This window comes from Myroides marinus (genome assembly GCF_900109075.1).
In the GTDB taxonomy this organism is placed as follows: Bacteria; Bacteroidota; Bacteroidia; order Flavobacteriales; family Flavobacteriaceae; genus Flavobacterium; species Flavobacterium marinum_A.
Window position 1 is genome coordinate 73983 of record NZ_FNYS01000012.1, and the last position, 16076, is coordinate 90058.

Annotated in this window: 11 protein-coding genes and 1 other RNA gene; 10 read left to right on the plus strand and 2 right to left on the minus strand. The window is 33.1% G+C overall.

Annotated elements, in window-relative coordinates; all coding sequences use genetic code 11:
- Window positions 1–35: 35 nt before the first annotated feature.
- The 3 genes from BMX53_RS12590 (at window position 36) to BMX53_RS12600 (ending at window position 2724) form a co-directional block, all read left to right on the plus strand.
- On the plus strand, window positions 36–1103 hold the full coding sequence (locus tag BMX53_RS12590) for an SDR family oxidoreductase (protein ID WP_074746681.1): 1068 nt from the start codon (window positions 36–38) through the stop codon (window positions 1101–1103).
- 191 nt (window positions 1104–1294) lie between these two features.
- Window positions 1295–2146: a pyridoxal kinase gene (gene pdxY, locus BMX53_RS12595; RefSeq protein ID WP_074746683.1), complete on the plus strand. Its 852-nt coding sequence runs from the start codon at window positions 1295–1297 to the stop codon at window positions 2144–2146.
- Window positions 2147–2193: 47 nt separating this feature from the next.
- Window positions 2194–2724 (plus strand): GNAT family N-acetyltransferase, encoded by a 531-nt coding sequence (locus BMX53_RS12600; RefSeq protein ID WP_074746685.1) that lies wholly within the window; start codon window positions 2194–2196, stop codon window positions 2722–2724.
- Window positions 2725–2794: 70 nt separating this feature from the next.
- On the opposite strand, the gene BMX53_RS12605 is transcribed toward BMX53_RS12600, so the two are convergent.
- A complete protein-coding gene (locus tag BMX53_RS12605) occupies window positions 2795–3718 on the minus strand; it encodes a GNAT family N-acetyltransferase (RefSeq protein WP_074746687.1) in 924 nt (307 codons plus the stop codon).
- A gap of 129 nt (window positions 3719–3847) precedes the next feature.
- On the opposite strand from BMX53_RS12605, the gene BMX53_RS12610 reads away from it, so the two are divergent.
- The 4 genes from BMX53_RS12610 (at window position 3848) to BMX53_RS12625 (ending at window position 6955) form a co-directional block, all read left to right on the plus strand.
- A complete protein-coding gene (locus BMX53_RS12610) occupies window positions 3848–4660 on the plus strand; it encodes a helix-turn-helix domain-containing protein (RefSeq protein ID WP_074746689.1) in 813 nt (270 codons plus the stop codon).
- Between the two features lie 88 nt (window positions 4661–4748).
- Window positions 4749–5246, plus strand: a complete 498-nt coding sequence (locus BMX53_RS12615; RefSeq protein WP_074746691.1) for a DNA-deoxyinosine glycosylase — start codon at window positions 4749–4751, stop codon at window positions 5244–5246.
- Window positions 5243–5917, plus strand: coding sequence for a DUF2461 domain-containing protein (locus BMX53_RS12620; RefSeq protein ID WP_074746693.1), 675 nt, complete (start codon window positions 5243–5245; stop codon window positions 5915–5917). Before BMX53_RS12615 ends, BMX53_RS12620 begins: the two co-directional genes overlap by 4 nt.
- Before the next feature lie 60 nt (window positions 5918–5977).
- Window positions 5978–6955 carry a hypothetical protein gene (locus BMX53_RS12625; protein WP_074746695.1) on the plus strand — a complete coding sequence of 326 codons (978 nt, stop codon included), beginning with the start codon at window positions 5978–5980 and terminating at the stop codon, window positions 6953–6955.
- A 59-nt stretch (window positions 6956–7014) separates the two neighbouring features.
- On the opposite strand, the gene BMX53_RS12630 is transcribed toward BMX53_RS12625, so the two are convergent.
- Window positions 7015–8109 carry a glutaminyl-peptide cyclotransferase gene (locus BMX53_RS12630; RefSeq protein WP_074746697.1) on the minus strand — a complete coding sequence of 365 codons (1095 nt, stop codon included), beginning with the start codon at window positions 8107–8109 and terminating at the stop codon, window positions 7015–7017.
- Between the two features lie 88 nt (window positions 8110–8197).
- Here BMX53_RS12630 and ffs point away from each other — a divergent pair.
- From ffs to tamL, 3 genes are all read left to right on the plus strand, one after another.
- Window positions 8198–8296, plus strand: an RNA gene (gene ffs / locus BMX53_RS12635) — signal recognition particle sRNA small type.
- A 121-nt stretch (window positions 8297–8417) separates the two neighbouring features.
- The gene (locus tag BMX53_RS12640; RefSeq protein WP_074746699.1) at window positions 8418–13478 is read left to right on the plus strand and encodes a translocation/assembly module TamB domain-containing protein; all 5061 of its coding nucleotides are present in this window, start codon (window positions 8418–8420) and stop codon (window positions 13476–13478) included.
- A complete protein-coding gene (gene tamL / locus BMX53_RS12645; RefSeq protein ID WP_074746701.1) occupies window positions 13459–15768 on the plus strand; it encodes a translocation and assembly module lipoprotein TamL in 2310 nt (769 codons plus the stop codon). Before BMX53_RS12640 ends, tamL begins: the two co-directional genes overlap by 20 nt.
- Window positions 15769–16076 lie beyond the last annotated feature (308 nt).

Genomic DNA, 16076 nt, shown 5'->3' on the forward strand with positions numbered 1-16076 from the left:
AGGATGCTTTAGCTTTGTTCTCAAAGAAATTAATTATGAAGAACATCGCATTAGTAGTTGGTGTTAGTGGTATTGCTGGTAGTAACTTAGCAAAAGAACTAATTGCCCAAGATTGGATAGTATATGGATTAGCACGTAATCCAAAAGGTAGCATAGAGGGAGTTATCCCTGTTGTAGCAGATTTATTAGATACAGAAGGTTTGGCTATTGCCTTAAAAGAGATAACACCTACACATGTATTCTTTACCACGTGGATGCGACAAGCTACAGAAGCAGAGAATATAATCGTCAATGCTACTTTAGTAAGAAACTTATTAGATACCTTATCTCCTAAAAAGTGTGTGATGCATGTAGCTTTAGTTACTGGACTAAAGCATTACTTAGGACCTTTTGAAGCTTATGCAAGCTCAGGGACACTACCTAAAACACCTGTAAGAGAAGAACACCCTCGTTTAGATTTAGAGAACTTTTATTATGCACAAGAAGACGAAGTCTATGCTGCTGCTGAGCGAGATGGTTTTACTTGGAGTATACACCGTCCACATACTTTGATTGGGCATGCAGTAGGTAACTTGATGAATATGGGGATAACCCTTGCCGTAAACGCGAGTATTTGTAAAGTAGAAGGTTTGCCTATGGTGTGGCCAGGATCAGAAGCCCAGTGGAATGGGGTATCAGATATAACAGATGTTAGAATATTAGCTAAGCAATTAGTATGGGCAGCTACTACACCTGAGGCAGCCAATCAAGCGTTTAACGTGACTAATGGAGATGTATTTAGATGGAAGTGGTTATGGGAAGAGATAGCAAATTACTTTGAGATACCTTTTGAAGGGTATAATGGTAGTGTTAGACCTTTAGAGTCTGTGTTATTATCTAAAGAGAAAGTGTGGCAGAGTATTGTACAACAATGTCAATTACAACCCAATACATTAAGCACTTTAGTTTCTCCATGGCATACAGACGCAGATTTAGGTCGCCCAATAGAGGTGTTTACCGATATGTCTAAGAGTAGAAAACTTGGTTTTACTGCATATAAGAGTACAAAAGATTCTTTTATAGAGTTATTTGAGCAGTTAAGAGAAGAGCAGTTAATTCCATAGAATTATATAAAGCAGGTGAGAGCCTGCTTTTTTTATGCTTTCGTATTTCTCAAAACTGGACTATCTGTCTTCATCATTATAATCGTAATATTGTGTGAAATAAAGAACGTATAACAGAAGTGAATTGTACTTTTGTATTTCGTTCTTTAGCGAGTATAAAACACGATAGTTTAACAAGAGTTAAATACATAATGAATAAGTCAGAACCTCATATAATCTCTATTCAGAGTACCGTATCTACAGGTTATGTAGGTAATAATTCAGCCAGCTTTGCTATACAGCTTCACGGAATTAATTGTGTTGCTATACCCACTATATTGTTGTCCAGTCATACAGATAAACCTGTCTATTATGGAGAGGCTGTTTCTCAAGAGTTGTTTGAGAAGTTAGCTAAGGGAGTATTAGAAATAGATACAGCCAAACAAACACAATATGCAGTAAGTGGTTATTTAAAGAGTCAAGATATTATTGATTCTACAGCTCATTTAATTACAGAATTAAAGAGACAGAACAATATTACGTATATCTATGACCCTGTTTTTGGAGATACTCGTACAGATGGACTATATATTCCTAAGGAACAAGCAGATTATTCTAAGGATAGATTGCTTCCATTAAGTGATATTCTTACACCTAATCACTTTGAGTTAGAGTATATCACAGGAGTGAGTATTACTAATGAAAAGGAACTTTTAGAAGCTGTAAATACAAACGAGCAATTAAGAGATAAGCAGATAGTACTGACTACAGCTGAGATGACGGAGAATGAAGAGCATCGAGTGGAAGTAATCTTGATTAGCAACGGGCAGTTGAAACATTTTTATGCAGAGAATATCCCAGTAGAAGTAGTAGGTACAGGTGACTTATTTACAGGAACTTTATCAGCACAATTGACTTTAGGGCGTACTTTAGAGGACGCTATACAGATAAGCATGAACTTCTTATCTAAAGCGTTGAAATATGTGCATAGTCACCAATTAAAAGAAATGAATGCAATGGCTATCTTACAGGCACAAGATGTCTTGGAAGTAGTATGTGAATAACAGGAAGCAGGTAGATACCTGCTTTTATTGTAATAAGAAAAAATGATATGAATAAAACAATAAGAACAGAACAGTCAAAGGATTATCAAGTAGTAGAGAATATTGTCAGATTAGCCTTTGAATCAGAAGAAATGAGCGATCACAGAGAGCATCTATTAGTACAACGTTTGCGTCAGTCTAAAGATTTTGTTCCAGCGTTATCATTAGTTTGTGAAATAGATGGGGAGGTGGTAGGACATATCTTATTTACGAAGATAAAGATTGTATCATCTACAAGTGTATTCGAATCTTTAGCATTGGCACCAGTCTCTGTATTACCAAAGTATCAGAAACAAGGAATTGGAGGAGCGCTTATTACAGAAGGGCATAAGCAAGCTAAGGAGTTAGGTTATACATCAGTAGTGGTTTTAGGACATGAAGCTTATTACCCTAAGTTTGGGTATCAACGAGCAAGTAAATATGGTATTCGTTTACCATTTGATGTTCCTGATCAGAATAGTATGGCTATTGAATTAGTACCACATGCTTTAGATGAGATTAGTGGAGTAGTAGAGTATCCAAAAGAGTTTATGGAATAGTAAAAGGAGTGCAATAGAGCACTCCTTTTTTTATATATTACCCAGTATTTGAATACTGTTGAATCTGGATTTAAGTATGTGAAAGAGAGGCTACCATTGTCTGTTTATCGTCAAATAATGAGAGAAGCTCATTAGTTACCATAAGAGTGATATCATCATCTTCTTTATAGATGTTATATGTAACTCCTTCTAATTCTGGAGTGAATGCAAAGTACACTGTTTTTGTATCCTTGTTTACACAAGCGTTGATTATCTCTTGCATTTGGCGTGTACTGTGATTTTTCTGATAAATAGCATATATCGTTAACTCTTCTCCTTCACGCTCGTATAGGACAACAGTATCTAATTCTTTAGAATAATACACAGATCCTTTAAAGCTAAAATCGTAGTTAGCATAGCAATAAAAGAATGCTAATCCCACATTTTTAGTCTGAAGTCTGTTATATGTATATCCCTCTTCTACATATTGTTTAAACAATAAACGAGAGTTGGTATCATCTAAGTCTAAACTTTCAAAAGTAGTAGTAGAGGACTGGGTATTATTGATAGAAATACTTGCTTGGTACTCGTCTATAGCAGTATAGCCAAACTTAGGATAGTATTCTAACACAGTATCATTAGCGAATAAGAAATAGCCTTTTAGTATTGTGTTATATTCTTCTTTTATATAGTCTAATAAGAAACGGGATAATCCTTTTTTCTGATAAGTAGGAGCTGTCATCACTGTTCCCAATTGACCTACTTTTATTGTTTGACCACCTTTTGTCAGATCAAAAATACTTAATGTGGTATGAGAAACTATTTGATCATTTTTGAACAGAGAATAAATGATACAATCTTCTCCCCAATATCCAGATTGGTAAAAAGCTTCAAAGTCAAACTCCCACACTTCTTTACACATACGATTAAATTCTTGACGTAGTGAATCGTTCTCTTGATAGCGAATATGTAGTATATACTCTTCGTTGTTTATATTTATTGTTTTGCTTGTCATTGGTACTTTATATTTGGCACAAAGGTCTGTATTATAGCGATATTACTACATGACTGTTTTGTTTAATATATGTGCAAAAAGTTGTTTTTATTCTTAACTTTGAATAAGTAAGCAATGTGTGTATCAGTTATGGATTCCATTCAAATTATAAAGTCAAATCGTATTATTCCCACTTCTTTTCAGACCGAAAAGTTTACAAATAAGGGGATATTGCTTTCTTTCTGTCTAAATGGAGAGACTAAAGTGAAGGTGAATAATGTAGATATAGCATTGACTAAAGGTTCGCTACTAACAGTGTTTCCACAACGTATTTTCTCTATACCACACTCAGAAGAGGAAGGGGAGTATCTATGTATATTATTTGATTTGGATGTAATTAAAGATTTGATATTACCTACCAACTATCAATTCTTAAACGAACTGGTGAGAAGACCAATCATACAGTTAAATGAAGGAAATCAGAAGGTATTTATTGATTATTACGAGTTGCTGGAACAGAATACTTCATTTACAAATTCTGTGTTTTATACAGATGCTATAAAGTATCTATTGTACTCGCTTATTGCTCACATCAATCGGTTTTATGAACAAGATGAGGTTAATCTAAAACCGAGTTCTAAGAAAGAAACTATCATCTTTAGATTGTATAATTTGATACATCAAGACTATTTGACAGAGCACAGTGTAGCTTACTATGCAAACAAATTAAAACTAACACCTAAATACTTAACTACGTTGGTAAGAAAGCAAACTGGTAAAACTGTCTCTGCGATTATTAATGAGTTGTTGATTACACAGGCTCAGTCTTATCTAATCGCTACAGATAAACCAATTTATCTTATTGCAGAAGAATTGAAGTTCTTAGACAGTACCAGTTTCTGTCGTTATTTTAAAAAACACACAGGACAATCACCATTAGCTTATAGACAAGCTCATCTGTAAGAAAAGGATTTTGTTCTAAATTATAGCAAATTGAGGGATAAGAAGTTGATAATTATTGTTTTGTGATAAATAATAATAACTTTGAAGTATGACAGATAATAAGAGAATACAATCTTTTAAACCAATTGTAAATGATCAAACTAAAGTATTGATATTAGGGACTATGCCGAGTATTAAATCTTTAGAACATCAAGAATATTATGGCAATAAACAGAATGTGTTTTGGAAATTGTTGTTCACTATTTTTGATCAACCTTACCAAGAATCCTATACAGAGAAGATGATATTGATTAGAGAAAGGGGAATTGGATTGTGGGATGTATTACAGTCCTGTGAGCGCAAGAGTAGTTTAGATAGCGATATTATAAAAGAACAGGCGAATGATATACAAGGATTAATACAGGAGTATCCTACTATTAAAACAATTGCTTTTAGTAGTCAAAAGGCAAGACAGTATTTTACTAAATATATAGGCGAGATAGAGGGAGTGAGTTTATTAACTTTACCATCACCAAGTGGAGCGAATGCGAGAATGACTTTTAAGGAGAAAGCAGAGCATTGGCAAGAATTAAAAACAAAATTATGAAGCAGCTAAAGAAAGAACATATTGACTTTTTACTAATCTTAGAAAAGAATAATAACAAACCTTGGTTTGCAGACCATAAACCTGAGTTTGATAAGCTTTTTGGAGAGGTTAAAGCTTTTTTCAAAGTAGTACACGACGAGATGCTACAGCACGATAGTATAGATTTACTACATGTACACCGCATCTATAGAGATGTGAGATTCTCTAAGGATAAAACTCCTTATAAAACATATTTCGGACTGCACTTAGGGCGTACTAAACCAATGCTTAGAGGAGGGTATTATCTAAATATAGAACCAGGTAGAAGTTTTGTAGGTGGTGGTTTTTGGGAGCCTAATAAAGAAGACTTACTGCGTATTCGCAAAGAAATAGAAGCTGATGATAGTGAGTTAAGAGATATTATTGCAGCTGAACAGTTTCAAAAGTACTTCGGAGAGCTTCAAGGAGAAGAATTAAAGACTGCTCCTAAAGGATTTGATAAAGAGCATCCTGCAATTGATTTGTTGCGTAAAAAGCAGTATTTAGTGATGCGTTCTTTTACAGATAAAGAAGTATTAGCTCCTAATTTTAAAGAAGAGGTTATCAAGACATTTATAGCGATGAGACCATTATTTGACTATATGTCAGATGTGTTGACTACTGATGTGAATGGAATGAGTTTATATGAATAAGTAATTTGTAATAGTGAAGCTATAGGTAAAAGTATTTATTGATGTATAAAAAGTTTTAAGATGACGTATTCTAAATATTTAGGAAATCTTGTTCTTTCTCAATTTGCAATTTGGAAGTTTGAAAAAAGACTACAATTAGCAGACAATATAGCTGTAAGTGTAGTAGTAGATAATTACTTCTTAAGTGATAATGTTCAGTTGATTGAACAAGTTGATCTCTTTGTAAAGCAAGTTTTATCAGCAGGATGGAAGCTTGCTTTTGAGGAACTGACAGAGTATTTATATTATCAATTGATACTGAAAAAAGGATATGATTTTGATGAACATAAGTTTAGATATACGACACCATTAGAGAACGTACCACTTCATCAGTTATGGAATTATTTAGAGGTAGAGGTGGTTGTTTTGTTAGAGGAAGATTTAAACGAATGGTCTTTTAAGTTTAATGTTGAAGGCTTTAAAACTCAATTAGATGTAGTATATACAACTTTAGGTGTATTAGTTGCTCGAGAAGTGAATGATTGGAGAACTCCTTTAAATACAGAATACAAAGTACTATCTCCAGATTTAAGGTTATATTTTTATGAAGATATAGATCAATGGGTGAGTACACAAGTCATATCTACTAAATTATGGAATACTAGTGGATGTAGACTTTATATTGGAGAGGATGTATTTGCTATAGCGGGAATTGAAAAGAGAATAATCAACTGTATTCATCAGTTGAAACTGAAGGATATAGAAGAGGTTTTTTTGGAAGGAGCTTCTTGGTTAGGAATTTCTTTTGATTATACTTGGCAGGATTATGATAAGGTACACGAAGAGGATTTAATTTTAGATAAAGTTAATGAAAACAGACACTTATTAAATCAATTGGTAGCTCCTCCAAATAGGATTGAGATAGCTTTAAAAGGAGATAGGTTGATTCTTATTCACTATAATGACTGTTATTGGGAGAATGAGTATGGTATTCACTTTATCTATGATGAAAAATTAAACCTTATAGCTATTAATGAAGGGAATTTTTATGAAGGATAGCTATAGAGATACAAAAAATGCTGACCAATGGTCAGCATTTTTTGTTTATGAGAATATATCTATTTTATTATTTGTACTTCAAACATCTTGTCCCAGTTCTTTCCTGTTAAGAAGAAAGTCTTAGTCTGTGGGTTATAAGCGATACCATTCATAACATCTCTGTCTGCGTGGTAAGTCGTTAAGTTTACTAATTCACTAAAGTCTATGACAGCTTCTATAGCTCCATTTTTAGGATTAATGACAGCTACAGCGTTTTGACCATAGAAGTTAGCATATAACATACCGTCTACCCATTCTAACTCGTTAGCGTAAGGGATAACGTTCTTATCTGTATATACACTTACTCTATCTACTTCTTTAAAGGTCTCAGGATCTAGTTTATAAATAAACTCGGTACCTTCAGTCATATATAGATGTTTACCATCATTAGCTAGTCCCCATCCTTCCATCTTTTTAAAGTAAGGAAGGGTTTTCTCTAGATCTAAAGTTTCAGGGTTGAAGACATACGCCTCATTGTTCTGATAAGTTAGTTGATAAAGTTTATTGTTTAAGATAGTACATCCTTCACCGAATATTTCCATTGCTTGATTGTGTATCTTAATTACTTTACCTGTTTTATAATCTACTTGACGCACACTAGATACTCCTTTTTTACCAGTTCCTCTACCTGTAGTACTACCTCCACCTTCTCCGTTACCAGTACTTTCGTATAAGATACCATTGTAGAATTCTAATCCTTGTGTATAAGCTTCCTGATCATGAGGGAAAGTATTTACGATTTTATAAGAGTAAAACTTCGGAGCATTAGGAGCAGTTATTTCTATCTCAGTTGTAAAATCTTTAGATGAATTATCAGAGTAAGCAACAGCTTTGATTGTTGTTTTACCTAATTTTTGTTCAGTTAAGTTCAGATTTAGCACTTCATTTTTGATAGACGCACCAACTTTTTTATCATTGAAGTAATAAACTACAGAGTCAACTTGTGCTTTTTCTGTCGTTTTTAGACTCAATTTTATGTCTTCACTCGCCTTATATAGCTGCTTTAGATGTCCAGTTTCTATCGAAAGAACATTTTTTTCTAAATTTTTTTTATTCGAACAGCTGATAAATGCTACTCCTAAAACTAACGGAATTAGAATGTTATATTTTTTCATCTTCTTTTTTTAATTTGATACAATATACAAATCTAATGCGAATAGTTGAAAAAGCTTGGAAAAATAAAAAACCGTTGTATATTTGCAGTGGCAAGTCCTACACGACCAGCTCCCTCTTAATCCTCCAGGGTGGGAACGCAGCAAAGGTCTGAGGTTGTAGCGGTGCGATGTAGGTAGCTTGCCATTTTTTTCTTTTTATAGCGATCTCCATGTTGGAGATTTTTTTTTGCTTAAACTTTTTCGGTATATATGTGATAATCATTTTTCGGTAGGAATGATTTTTGTTATTTTTGTTTAAAAAATTTGTTTTGAAGAAGATAACTATTAAAATAGGTAAGATACTTGGCTGGTTCTTATTTAGTTTAGTCCTTATATTACTATTAATTATAGTTGCTATCCAGATTCCTTATGTTCAGAATAAGGTAAAGGATGTGGCTATCTCTTTTGTACAAGATAAAATCGGTACTCCTGTTTCTTTAGAGAGAATCGAAATTGCCTTTCCTAAAAAAATCGTTGTTAAAAATCTATATGTAGAGTCTCAAGAGCAGGATACACTGTTATACACCAATCATTTAGGTGTAGATATTAGCTTATTTGCTCTTTTAAAAAACACAGTTAGTGTAAATGGAGTGCAGCTAGATGGACTAAAGACTGATGTGAAACGCGATAGTACTGGGCGTTTTAACTTCGATTATATTGTAGAGGCTTTTGCTTCTGAAGAAGAGAAAGAGGATGATCCTAGTTCTATGAAAATAGAAGTGGGAGAGATTAGTCTTAGTAATATTGAGGTAAAATATAATGATGACTATGACGGTCATCATGTGAAATTTGGTCTAAAGAAGTTTATAACTCGATTTAAGCAGTTTGATTTAGATCAGATGAAATTTGCTATCCCTAAAATAGCAATTGCAGGTATAGACTTAGATTATAAAAAGAAACCTGCATCAATAGCATCACAGAATGCCATTAAGGTAGATACACCAAAAGAAGAAAATAACACTGAAGCAGCATTGCCTAATGTAGAATTAGGTACTATTGAGTGGACAGATAGTAAGATACAGTTTGACGATGAAGAGAGTAAAATGTATGCTAAGTTAGCTTTAGGAAACTTTCAAACTACCTTTGATCACATTGATTTAGTTAATCAACAAATAGATATAAAAGAAATACGTTTGGATGATACCAAAGCTATTGTTCATTTGTTACCTCTTAAACAAGTTAAAGAAATAACTGCTGTAAAAGAAAATGATACTCCTAAAGTAGAAGAAGCGAGTACTCCTTGGAAACTTGGAATTAGCCACTTCGCTTTAAATTCTATAGATGTTAAGTTTGATAATTCTAACTTTAAACCAGTAGCGTTTGGTTTAGACCCTAATCATATCGAATTTACAGATATTAACTTTGATTTAAAGGACTTTCAGTTCTCTCCTAATACCATAACAGGTAATTTAGAAAAGTTCTCGTTTAAAGAGAAAAGCGGACTGCAGTTAAACCAGTTTAAGACTTACTTCCTGTACGGAGATCAGACTGCGTTTATTAAAGACTTTTTATTAGAAACACCTAACTCTAAGTTTGACGCTAGCGTTGTTTTAAATTATAAAGATGTCAATAAGCTAAAAGACAAATTAGATGACACTTCTATTGATGTAAAAATTACTGAGTCTCATTTAGGACTTAGAGATATTTATCTAGCGATGCCAACTGTGTTTGAACAGGCAGGGCTAGGAGCATTGACTAAAAATGAGTTGAGTGTTGATGTTGTAATAAAAGGTTTGATAGGTGATTTATCTATAGAGAAGTTTTTATTAACGGGACTTAATTCTACAGCGATCAATGTGAATGGTAATATCAAGGGAGCTACAAAGCCTGAGACGGCGTCCATTAACCTTAATCTTAATAAATTTCAGACTTCTGCTAAAGATATCTTTAGTATAGCCCCTAAGGGTGTTATACCAAATAATATTGCTATTCCTGCTCATATGTTCCTATCTGGTAACGTAAAGGGAAACATGAAAACGATTGATACTAAGTTAGCTTTAAAAACAACTTCTGGTAATGCTACTGTAGATGCATTCTTAGATCAGCGCAAAAAAGGAGCAGAAAAGTACTCTTTAGTGGCTAGGTTAGATAATTTAAAATTAGGAGAGATTCTAAAGAATGATTCTATAGGAGTACTAAGTATGTCTGCTAATGTTGCAGGAACAAGCTTTAACCCTGATAAGGCTCAGGCTAAAGGAGAGATTAAGATAGATAGGGCTGAGTATAATGGATATAATTATAATAATATAGTACTTAATGCTGCCTTAGATAATAGTACTTACAAGATTAGTTCTATAAATGATGATCCTAATTTAAACTTTGGAATTGATGCTAGTGGTAAGTGGACAGATTATAATATAAGTTTAGATTTATTAGCTGACTTTAAGCATATAGATTTATATCAGTTAAAGTTAGTTGAGGAGCCTTCGGTGTTTAAAGGTAAAATCAGTACTAAGCTTAGTAATGTTACTCCAGATGATCTAGATGGTAGTATTGTATTGAGTGACTTATCTTATACGACAAAAGATCAGGTATTGAGTTTAAAGCCAATAGAGATAACTGCTATAAATAACGGTAATGATAAATCACTTGCTTTAAATTCAGAGTTAATTGATTTTGATATGCAAGGGCAGTATAAACTGACTTTGCTAGCTGATTTATTAACTAATACATTTAAGAGTTATTTCGACACAGACGAAAATAAGACAGAGAAACAAATAGCAGAGACTAAAGCAAAATTAGGTAACTTAAATCACTACTTTACCTATAATTTACAGGTAAAAGACAATTCGTTAATTCACTCTTTTGTACCAGAGTTGAAGGAATTACAACCTATTAACTTTAAAGGGAGATATGAGTCTAGTATTAACTTTATAAGTTTTAATGGAGTAATACCTGCTATTCAGTATGGAGAAAATGTGATTAATAATATCTCGTTAGATATTCATCCGGAAGATGGAGCACTAACGTATGCATTAGCGGTGGAGAAAATAAACAATGCTAGTGTAGCACTTAGAAGAATGTCTTTAGAAGGAGATATAAAAGATAATAAACTAACCTATAATCTTAACTTAAAAGATAAAACAGGGGCTCCGTGTTATTTAATAGCAGGTGATTTAAGTACTAGTAAAGGGGATATTATAGCTCGTCTGTATCCTGATGGTTTTATGTTAGATTATCAGAAATGGGTGGTTAATCCAGAGAACAGATTTGTAATGAAGCCGAATGGGTTCTTTATTAAGGATTTTGAATTGGCTTATAATAATAGTTTATTGGCAGTAGAATCTAGATCTGAGGAAGCTAATAGTCCAATGAAAATATCGTTTAAAGATTTTAGTATTGAGACACTTACTAAAATGGTTAAAAAAGATGTTCTATTAGCTAGTGGTTTTGTCAATGGAGAGGTGTATTTAAAAGATTTGGCAACAGACTTTAGATTTATATCTGACATTGATATTAATAAGCTACATGTAATGGAAATAGGCTTAGGGAACTTGCACGTTGGTGTGAAAAATGAGAGTGCTAGTAAGTTTGTAACTGATATTGTTCTTCAAGGAGGAGAGAATAAAATCTCAATAGATGGATGGGCTGATGCTGATACGCAGGAGATGAATATGAATATTGATTTGGCTAAGTTTCAGATGGGAGCTTTAGAGTACTTTGCTAAAGACTTTATCTCCGAGACAGAAGGATACTTCTCTGGAAATCTGAAAGTAGGAGGTAAGTTTACTGATCCTAAGATCTTAGGTGCAATGGACTTTAATAACGTAGGTCTTCATGTAAATCAATTAAATGCGGACTTTAAAAAGATCAATGAGAGAATATCATTTACAGACAGAGGTATTGAATTAGATAAATTTAGTATAACTGATGTCGACGGGAATATATTAGTTATAGATGGACAGGTATTGACTAAGACGTATAAAGATTATGCTTTTAATCTTAGTATAAAGGCTGTTGATTTTAAAGCTGTTAATTCTACATCTAAGGATAATGATATGTACTATGGAAAATTAGTATTCGATAGTGATATTAAGATTAAAGGCGATTTAAATAAACCAATTGTAACTGGAGGTATTGAGATAGGTAAGAAGACTAATTTTTCTTTTGTGTTGCCACAAGAAGATCCTAGTATAGCAGATAGAGAGGGTATTGTTGAGTTTGTAGATGAACACAGTTTACAAATGGCAGAGTTGCAGAAATATCAAGAAGACTTTAATAATTCTGCTCTGAAAGGATTGGATGTTTCGGTGTCTATTAAAGTGGATAAAGAAGCAACTTTTACGATGATTATGGATAAATCTAGTGGAGATAAGATTGTTCTAAAAGGTGAAGGTGACTTAGTAGGAGGTATAGACCCATCTGGTAAGGTTACTTTAGCTGGACGTTATGAGTTCTCTGAAGGATCTTACGATTTATCGTTTAATATGTTGAAGCGAAGATTTGAAGTAGAAAAAGGTAGTTATATCCTTTGGGCTGGTGATCCTACTGATGCCACAATGAGCTTGACTGCTATTTATGAGACAAAGACTGCACCAATAGATTTGTTAGGTAATCAGTTAAGTGGATTGTCTCCAACGCAGCAAAATATGTACAAACAAAAGATTCCATTCCAAGCATTATTAAAAATGAAGGGAGAACTTCTAAAACCAGAGATATCATTTGATGTTCAACTTAAAGAAGGAATTACAAGTGTGTCTGGAGATGTCTTAAGTAATACTAAGACAAAACTAGAACAGCTTAGACAGAATGAATCTGAAATGAATAAGCAGGTGTTTGCTTTGTTATTATTGAATAGATTTATTGGGGAGAACCCATTTGAAAGTAGTGCGGGTGGTGCCTCTGCAGGTACTATGGCTAGACAGAGTGTGAGTAGATTATTATCTGATCAATTAAACAATTTAGCAAGTAATCTAATCTCTGGAGTTGAACTGAATTTTAATTTAGAATCCTCAGAAGACTTTTCTACTGGAAATAGAGAAAATAGAACAGATTTAAATGTAGCTGTGTCTAAAAGATTGTTTTCTGATCGATTAAAGGTAACTGTAGGTAGTAGTTTTGAGGTAGAAGGTAATGCTCGCCAAAATGAACAGGCAGCTAATATTGCAGGAGATATTGAGCTAGAATATGCACTATCTCAAGATGGTAGATACTTAATGAGGGTGTATAGAAAAAATAGATATGAAGTGGCTTTACAAGGGCAAATAGTAGAAACAGGAGTAGGTTTTATCATTACGATGAGCTATGAGAAGTTTAGAGAATTATTTGAACGAAGTAAGGATAAGAGACAATTAAAAAAACAATTGAGAAATGAGGCTAAAGCAGAATAAACTATATAATGGATTGATAGGATGTGTTGTATTCTTGTCTTTATTCTCGTGTAATTCAACTCGTCATTTAGATGATGATGAATATTTGTATTCAGGAGCTAAGTTAGTGTTTGAAGGAGACTCTCTGTCTAAAGCAAAGAAATCTTCAATGAATGAGGAATTGAGTAGTTTAATGAGACCTGTACCTAATGCTTCTATTTTTGGATTTCATTCTAAGTTGTTCTTTTATAATCTAGCAGGTGATCCAGAGAAAAGTAATAAACTTCGTAGGTGGATGCGTGATAAGATGGGAGAACCACCAGTACTGTTTGATCAAGTGGATGTAGATAAAAATACCGCTATTTTATCTAATAGATTAGAGAATCAAGGATACTTTAATGTAAATGTATCTCATGATACTTTAATACCAGGAGATAAGAAAAAAGGTATTCAGTATACTATTAAACCTGGAGACCAGTATAGAATACGTGAATTTAACTTCGCTAAAGACTCTACTGATTTAAGTAAGAACTTAAGTAAAGCAATGCGTTTTACTAGATTGAAAAAAGGAAGAGCGTATGACTTAGATCAGATTAAAGAAGAGCGAACTCGTTTTGATAATTACTTAAAAAATAAAGGGTATTACTTCTTTAGTGCCGATAATTTATTGGTACAGGTAGATAGTACAGTAGGTAAACATGAGGTTGACTTACGTCTAAAAGTAAAAGATAATACACCTAAGTTAGCTTTAGAGCCTTATACGATTGATAATATCTATATATTTTCAGATTATGTGTTATCAGATGGTAATGCTAAAGAAGCTTTAGTGTCAGCACAGAAGTACAAAGATTTTACTATTGTAGATCCTAAGGGGAAATTTAAACCTTCTATTTATGATAAAGCTATTCACTTAAAGAGTGGGGAAACATATAATAGAAATGACCACAATTTATCTTTAAATAGATTAGTGAGTTTAGGAGTGTTTAAGTTTGTGAAAAATCAGTTTGAAATTTCAGATAGCTTAAATCATAAGTTAGATGCTTATTATTTCTTAACCCCAGATAATCCAAAAGCATTACGTTTAGAATTATTAGGTAAAATGAACTCTGCTAGCTATAATGGAGCAGAGCTAAACCTAAACTGGAGTAATAAGAACTTCTTTAAAGGAGCTGAAGTATTTTCTGTATCTGCTTATGGAGGAGCTGACTTTCAGATGTCATCGGCTAATAATGGATATAACGTTTATAAGGTCGGTTTAGAAACTAGTTTGACTTGGCCAAAGATTATATCACCATTTAATATTGAATCTACGAGTGCTTATATTCCTAAGACAAGAGCTACTTTAGGAGGGGAGTACTTAGAGAGAAGTCAGTTATATTCTTTGCAATCATTTAAAGCATCGTGGGGCTATTTATGGAAAGAAAATGCTTTTAGAGAACATGATCTTAAAATACTAGATATTAATTATGTTAAGCCTGGTAATGTAACGGATTACTATAAAGAGTATGCTGCTGGTAACCCTTCTTTAGAAAGGGTATTAGATAAGCAATTAACCTTCGGTCCAACTTATACCTATACTTATACAAATACGTCTAAGAGATTTAAGAAGAGTACAATATATTATAGAGGATCATTAGATTTATCAGGTAATATCACAGGACTTTTGATGGGAGCTAATGCAGATAAGGATAAGGAAAAAAGTATAATAGGTGTACCATTTAGTCAATATGTGAAGACAGAACATGACTTTAGACATTATTTAAAGTTAGGTAAGACTAGCCAATTGGTAAGTAGAATACATGCAGGAGTTGGTTTTGCATATGGTAATTCACAACAGATGCCTTATACTAAACAGTTTTATGTAGGAGGGTCTAATAGTATTAGAGCTTTTAGAGCACGTACAATAGGTCCAGGTTCTTTTGATCCTAGTATAAACAACGCTAAGTTTATTCCAGATCAGTCAGGAGATATGTTGATCGAAATGAACTTAGAATATCGTAAGAAGTTGTTTAGTATCGTACATGGAGCTTTATTTGTCGATGCAGGAAATATATGGAACCTTAATGAAGTATCAGATAGACCTGGTGGTAAATTTAGTGGAGACTTTATGAATGAGTTTGCAGTCGGAGCAGGAGCAGGATTGCGTTTTGATATAACGTTTTTAGTAGTTCGTTTTGATTTTGCTTTTCCACTTCGAGTTCCTTATAATCAATCTGGTGATCGTTGGGTTGTAGATGATATCAAGTTTGGTGATAGCAAATGGAGAAAAGATAATTTGATGTTTAACTTCGCTATTGGGTATCCGTTCTAATAAGTGTGGAAACAATACACAGAATGCTCCTCATTTTTTCATACTATGAAAAAGTGATGAGCATTTTTAGTTTTATTATAAGGTATTGAAAATAAATACTATAAATCTAAAATACTTATGTGTTTAAGATTTGGCACAGTTTTGTATATATACTATTACAGTAAGGTGTTATAAAAAAAGTGAAGAGTTGAAAAACTCATGCTTTTGAAAAAGAAAATTTAAGTGTTTATTTAAAAAGTTATGTTATCGAGAGATAACAGTTAGATCGTTAGTAAGGTGAAGAAGAGAAATCTTCAAGCAAATAGGGA

Bases quoted from the DNA above. Each gene is read 5' to 3' on its own strand.
- BMX53_RS12590 (WP_074746681.1), top strand. From the start codon at position 36: ATGAAGAACATCGCATTAGTAGTTGGTGTTAGTGGTATTGCTGGTAGT.
- pdxY (WP_074746683.1), top strand. From the start codon at position 1,295: ATGAATAAGTCAGAACCTCATATAATCTCTATTCAGAGTACCGTATCT.
- BMX53_RS12600 (WP_074746685.1), top strand. From the start codon at position 2,194: ATGAATAAAACAATAAGAACAGAACAGTCAAAGGATTATCAAGTAGTA.
- BMX53_RS12605 (WP_074746687.1), bottom strand. From the start codon at position 3,718: ATGACAAGCAAAACAATAAATATAAACAACGAAGAGTATATACTACAT.
- BMX53_RS12610 (WP_074746689.1), top strand. From the start codon at position 3,848: ATGGATTCCATTCAAATTATAAAGTCAAATCGTATTATTCCCACTTCT.
- BMX53_RS12615 (WP_074746691.1), top strand. From the start codon at position 4,749: ATGACAGATAATAAGAGAATACAATCTTTTAAACCAATTGTAAATGAT.
- BMX53_RS12620 (WP_074746693.1), top strand. From the start codon at position 5,243: ATGAAGCAGCTAAAGAAAGAACATATTGACTTTTTACTAATCTTAGAA.
- BMX53_RS12625 (WP_074746695.1), top strand. From the start codon at position 5,978: ATGACGTATTCTAAATATTTAGGAAATCTTGTTCTTTCTCAATTTGCA.
- BMX53_RS12630 (WP_074746697.1), bottom strand. From the start codon at position 8,109: ATGAAAAAATATAACATTCTAATTCCGTTAGTTTTAGGAGTAGCATTT.
- tamL (WP_074746701.1), top strand. From the start codon at position 13,459: ATGAGGCTAAAGCAGAATAAACTATATAATGGATTGATAGGATGTGTT.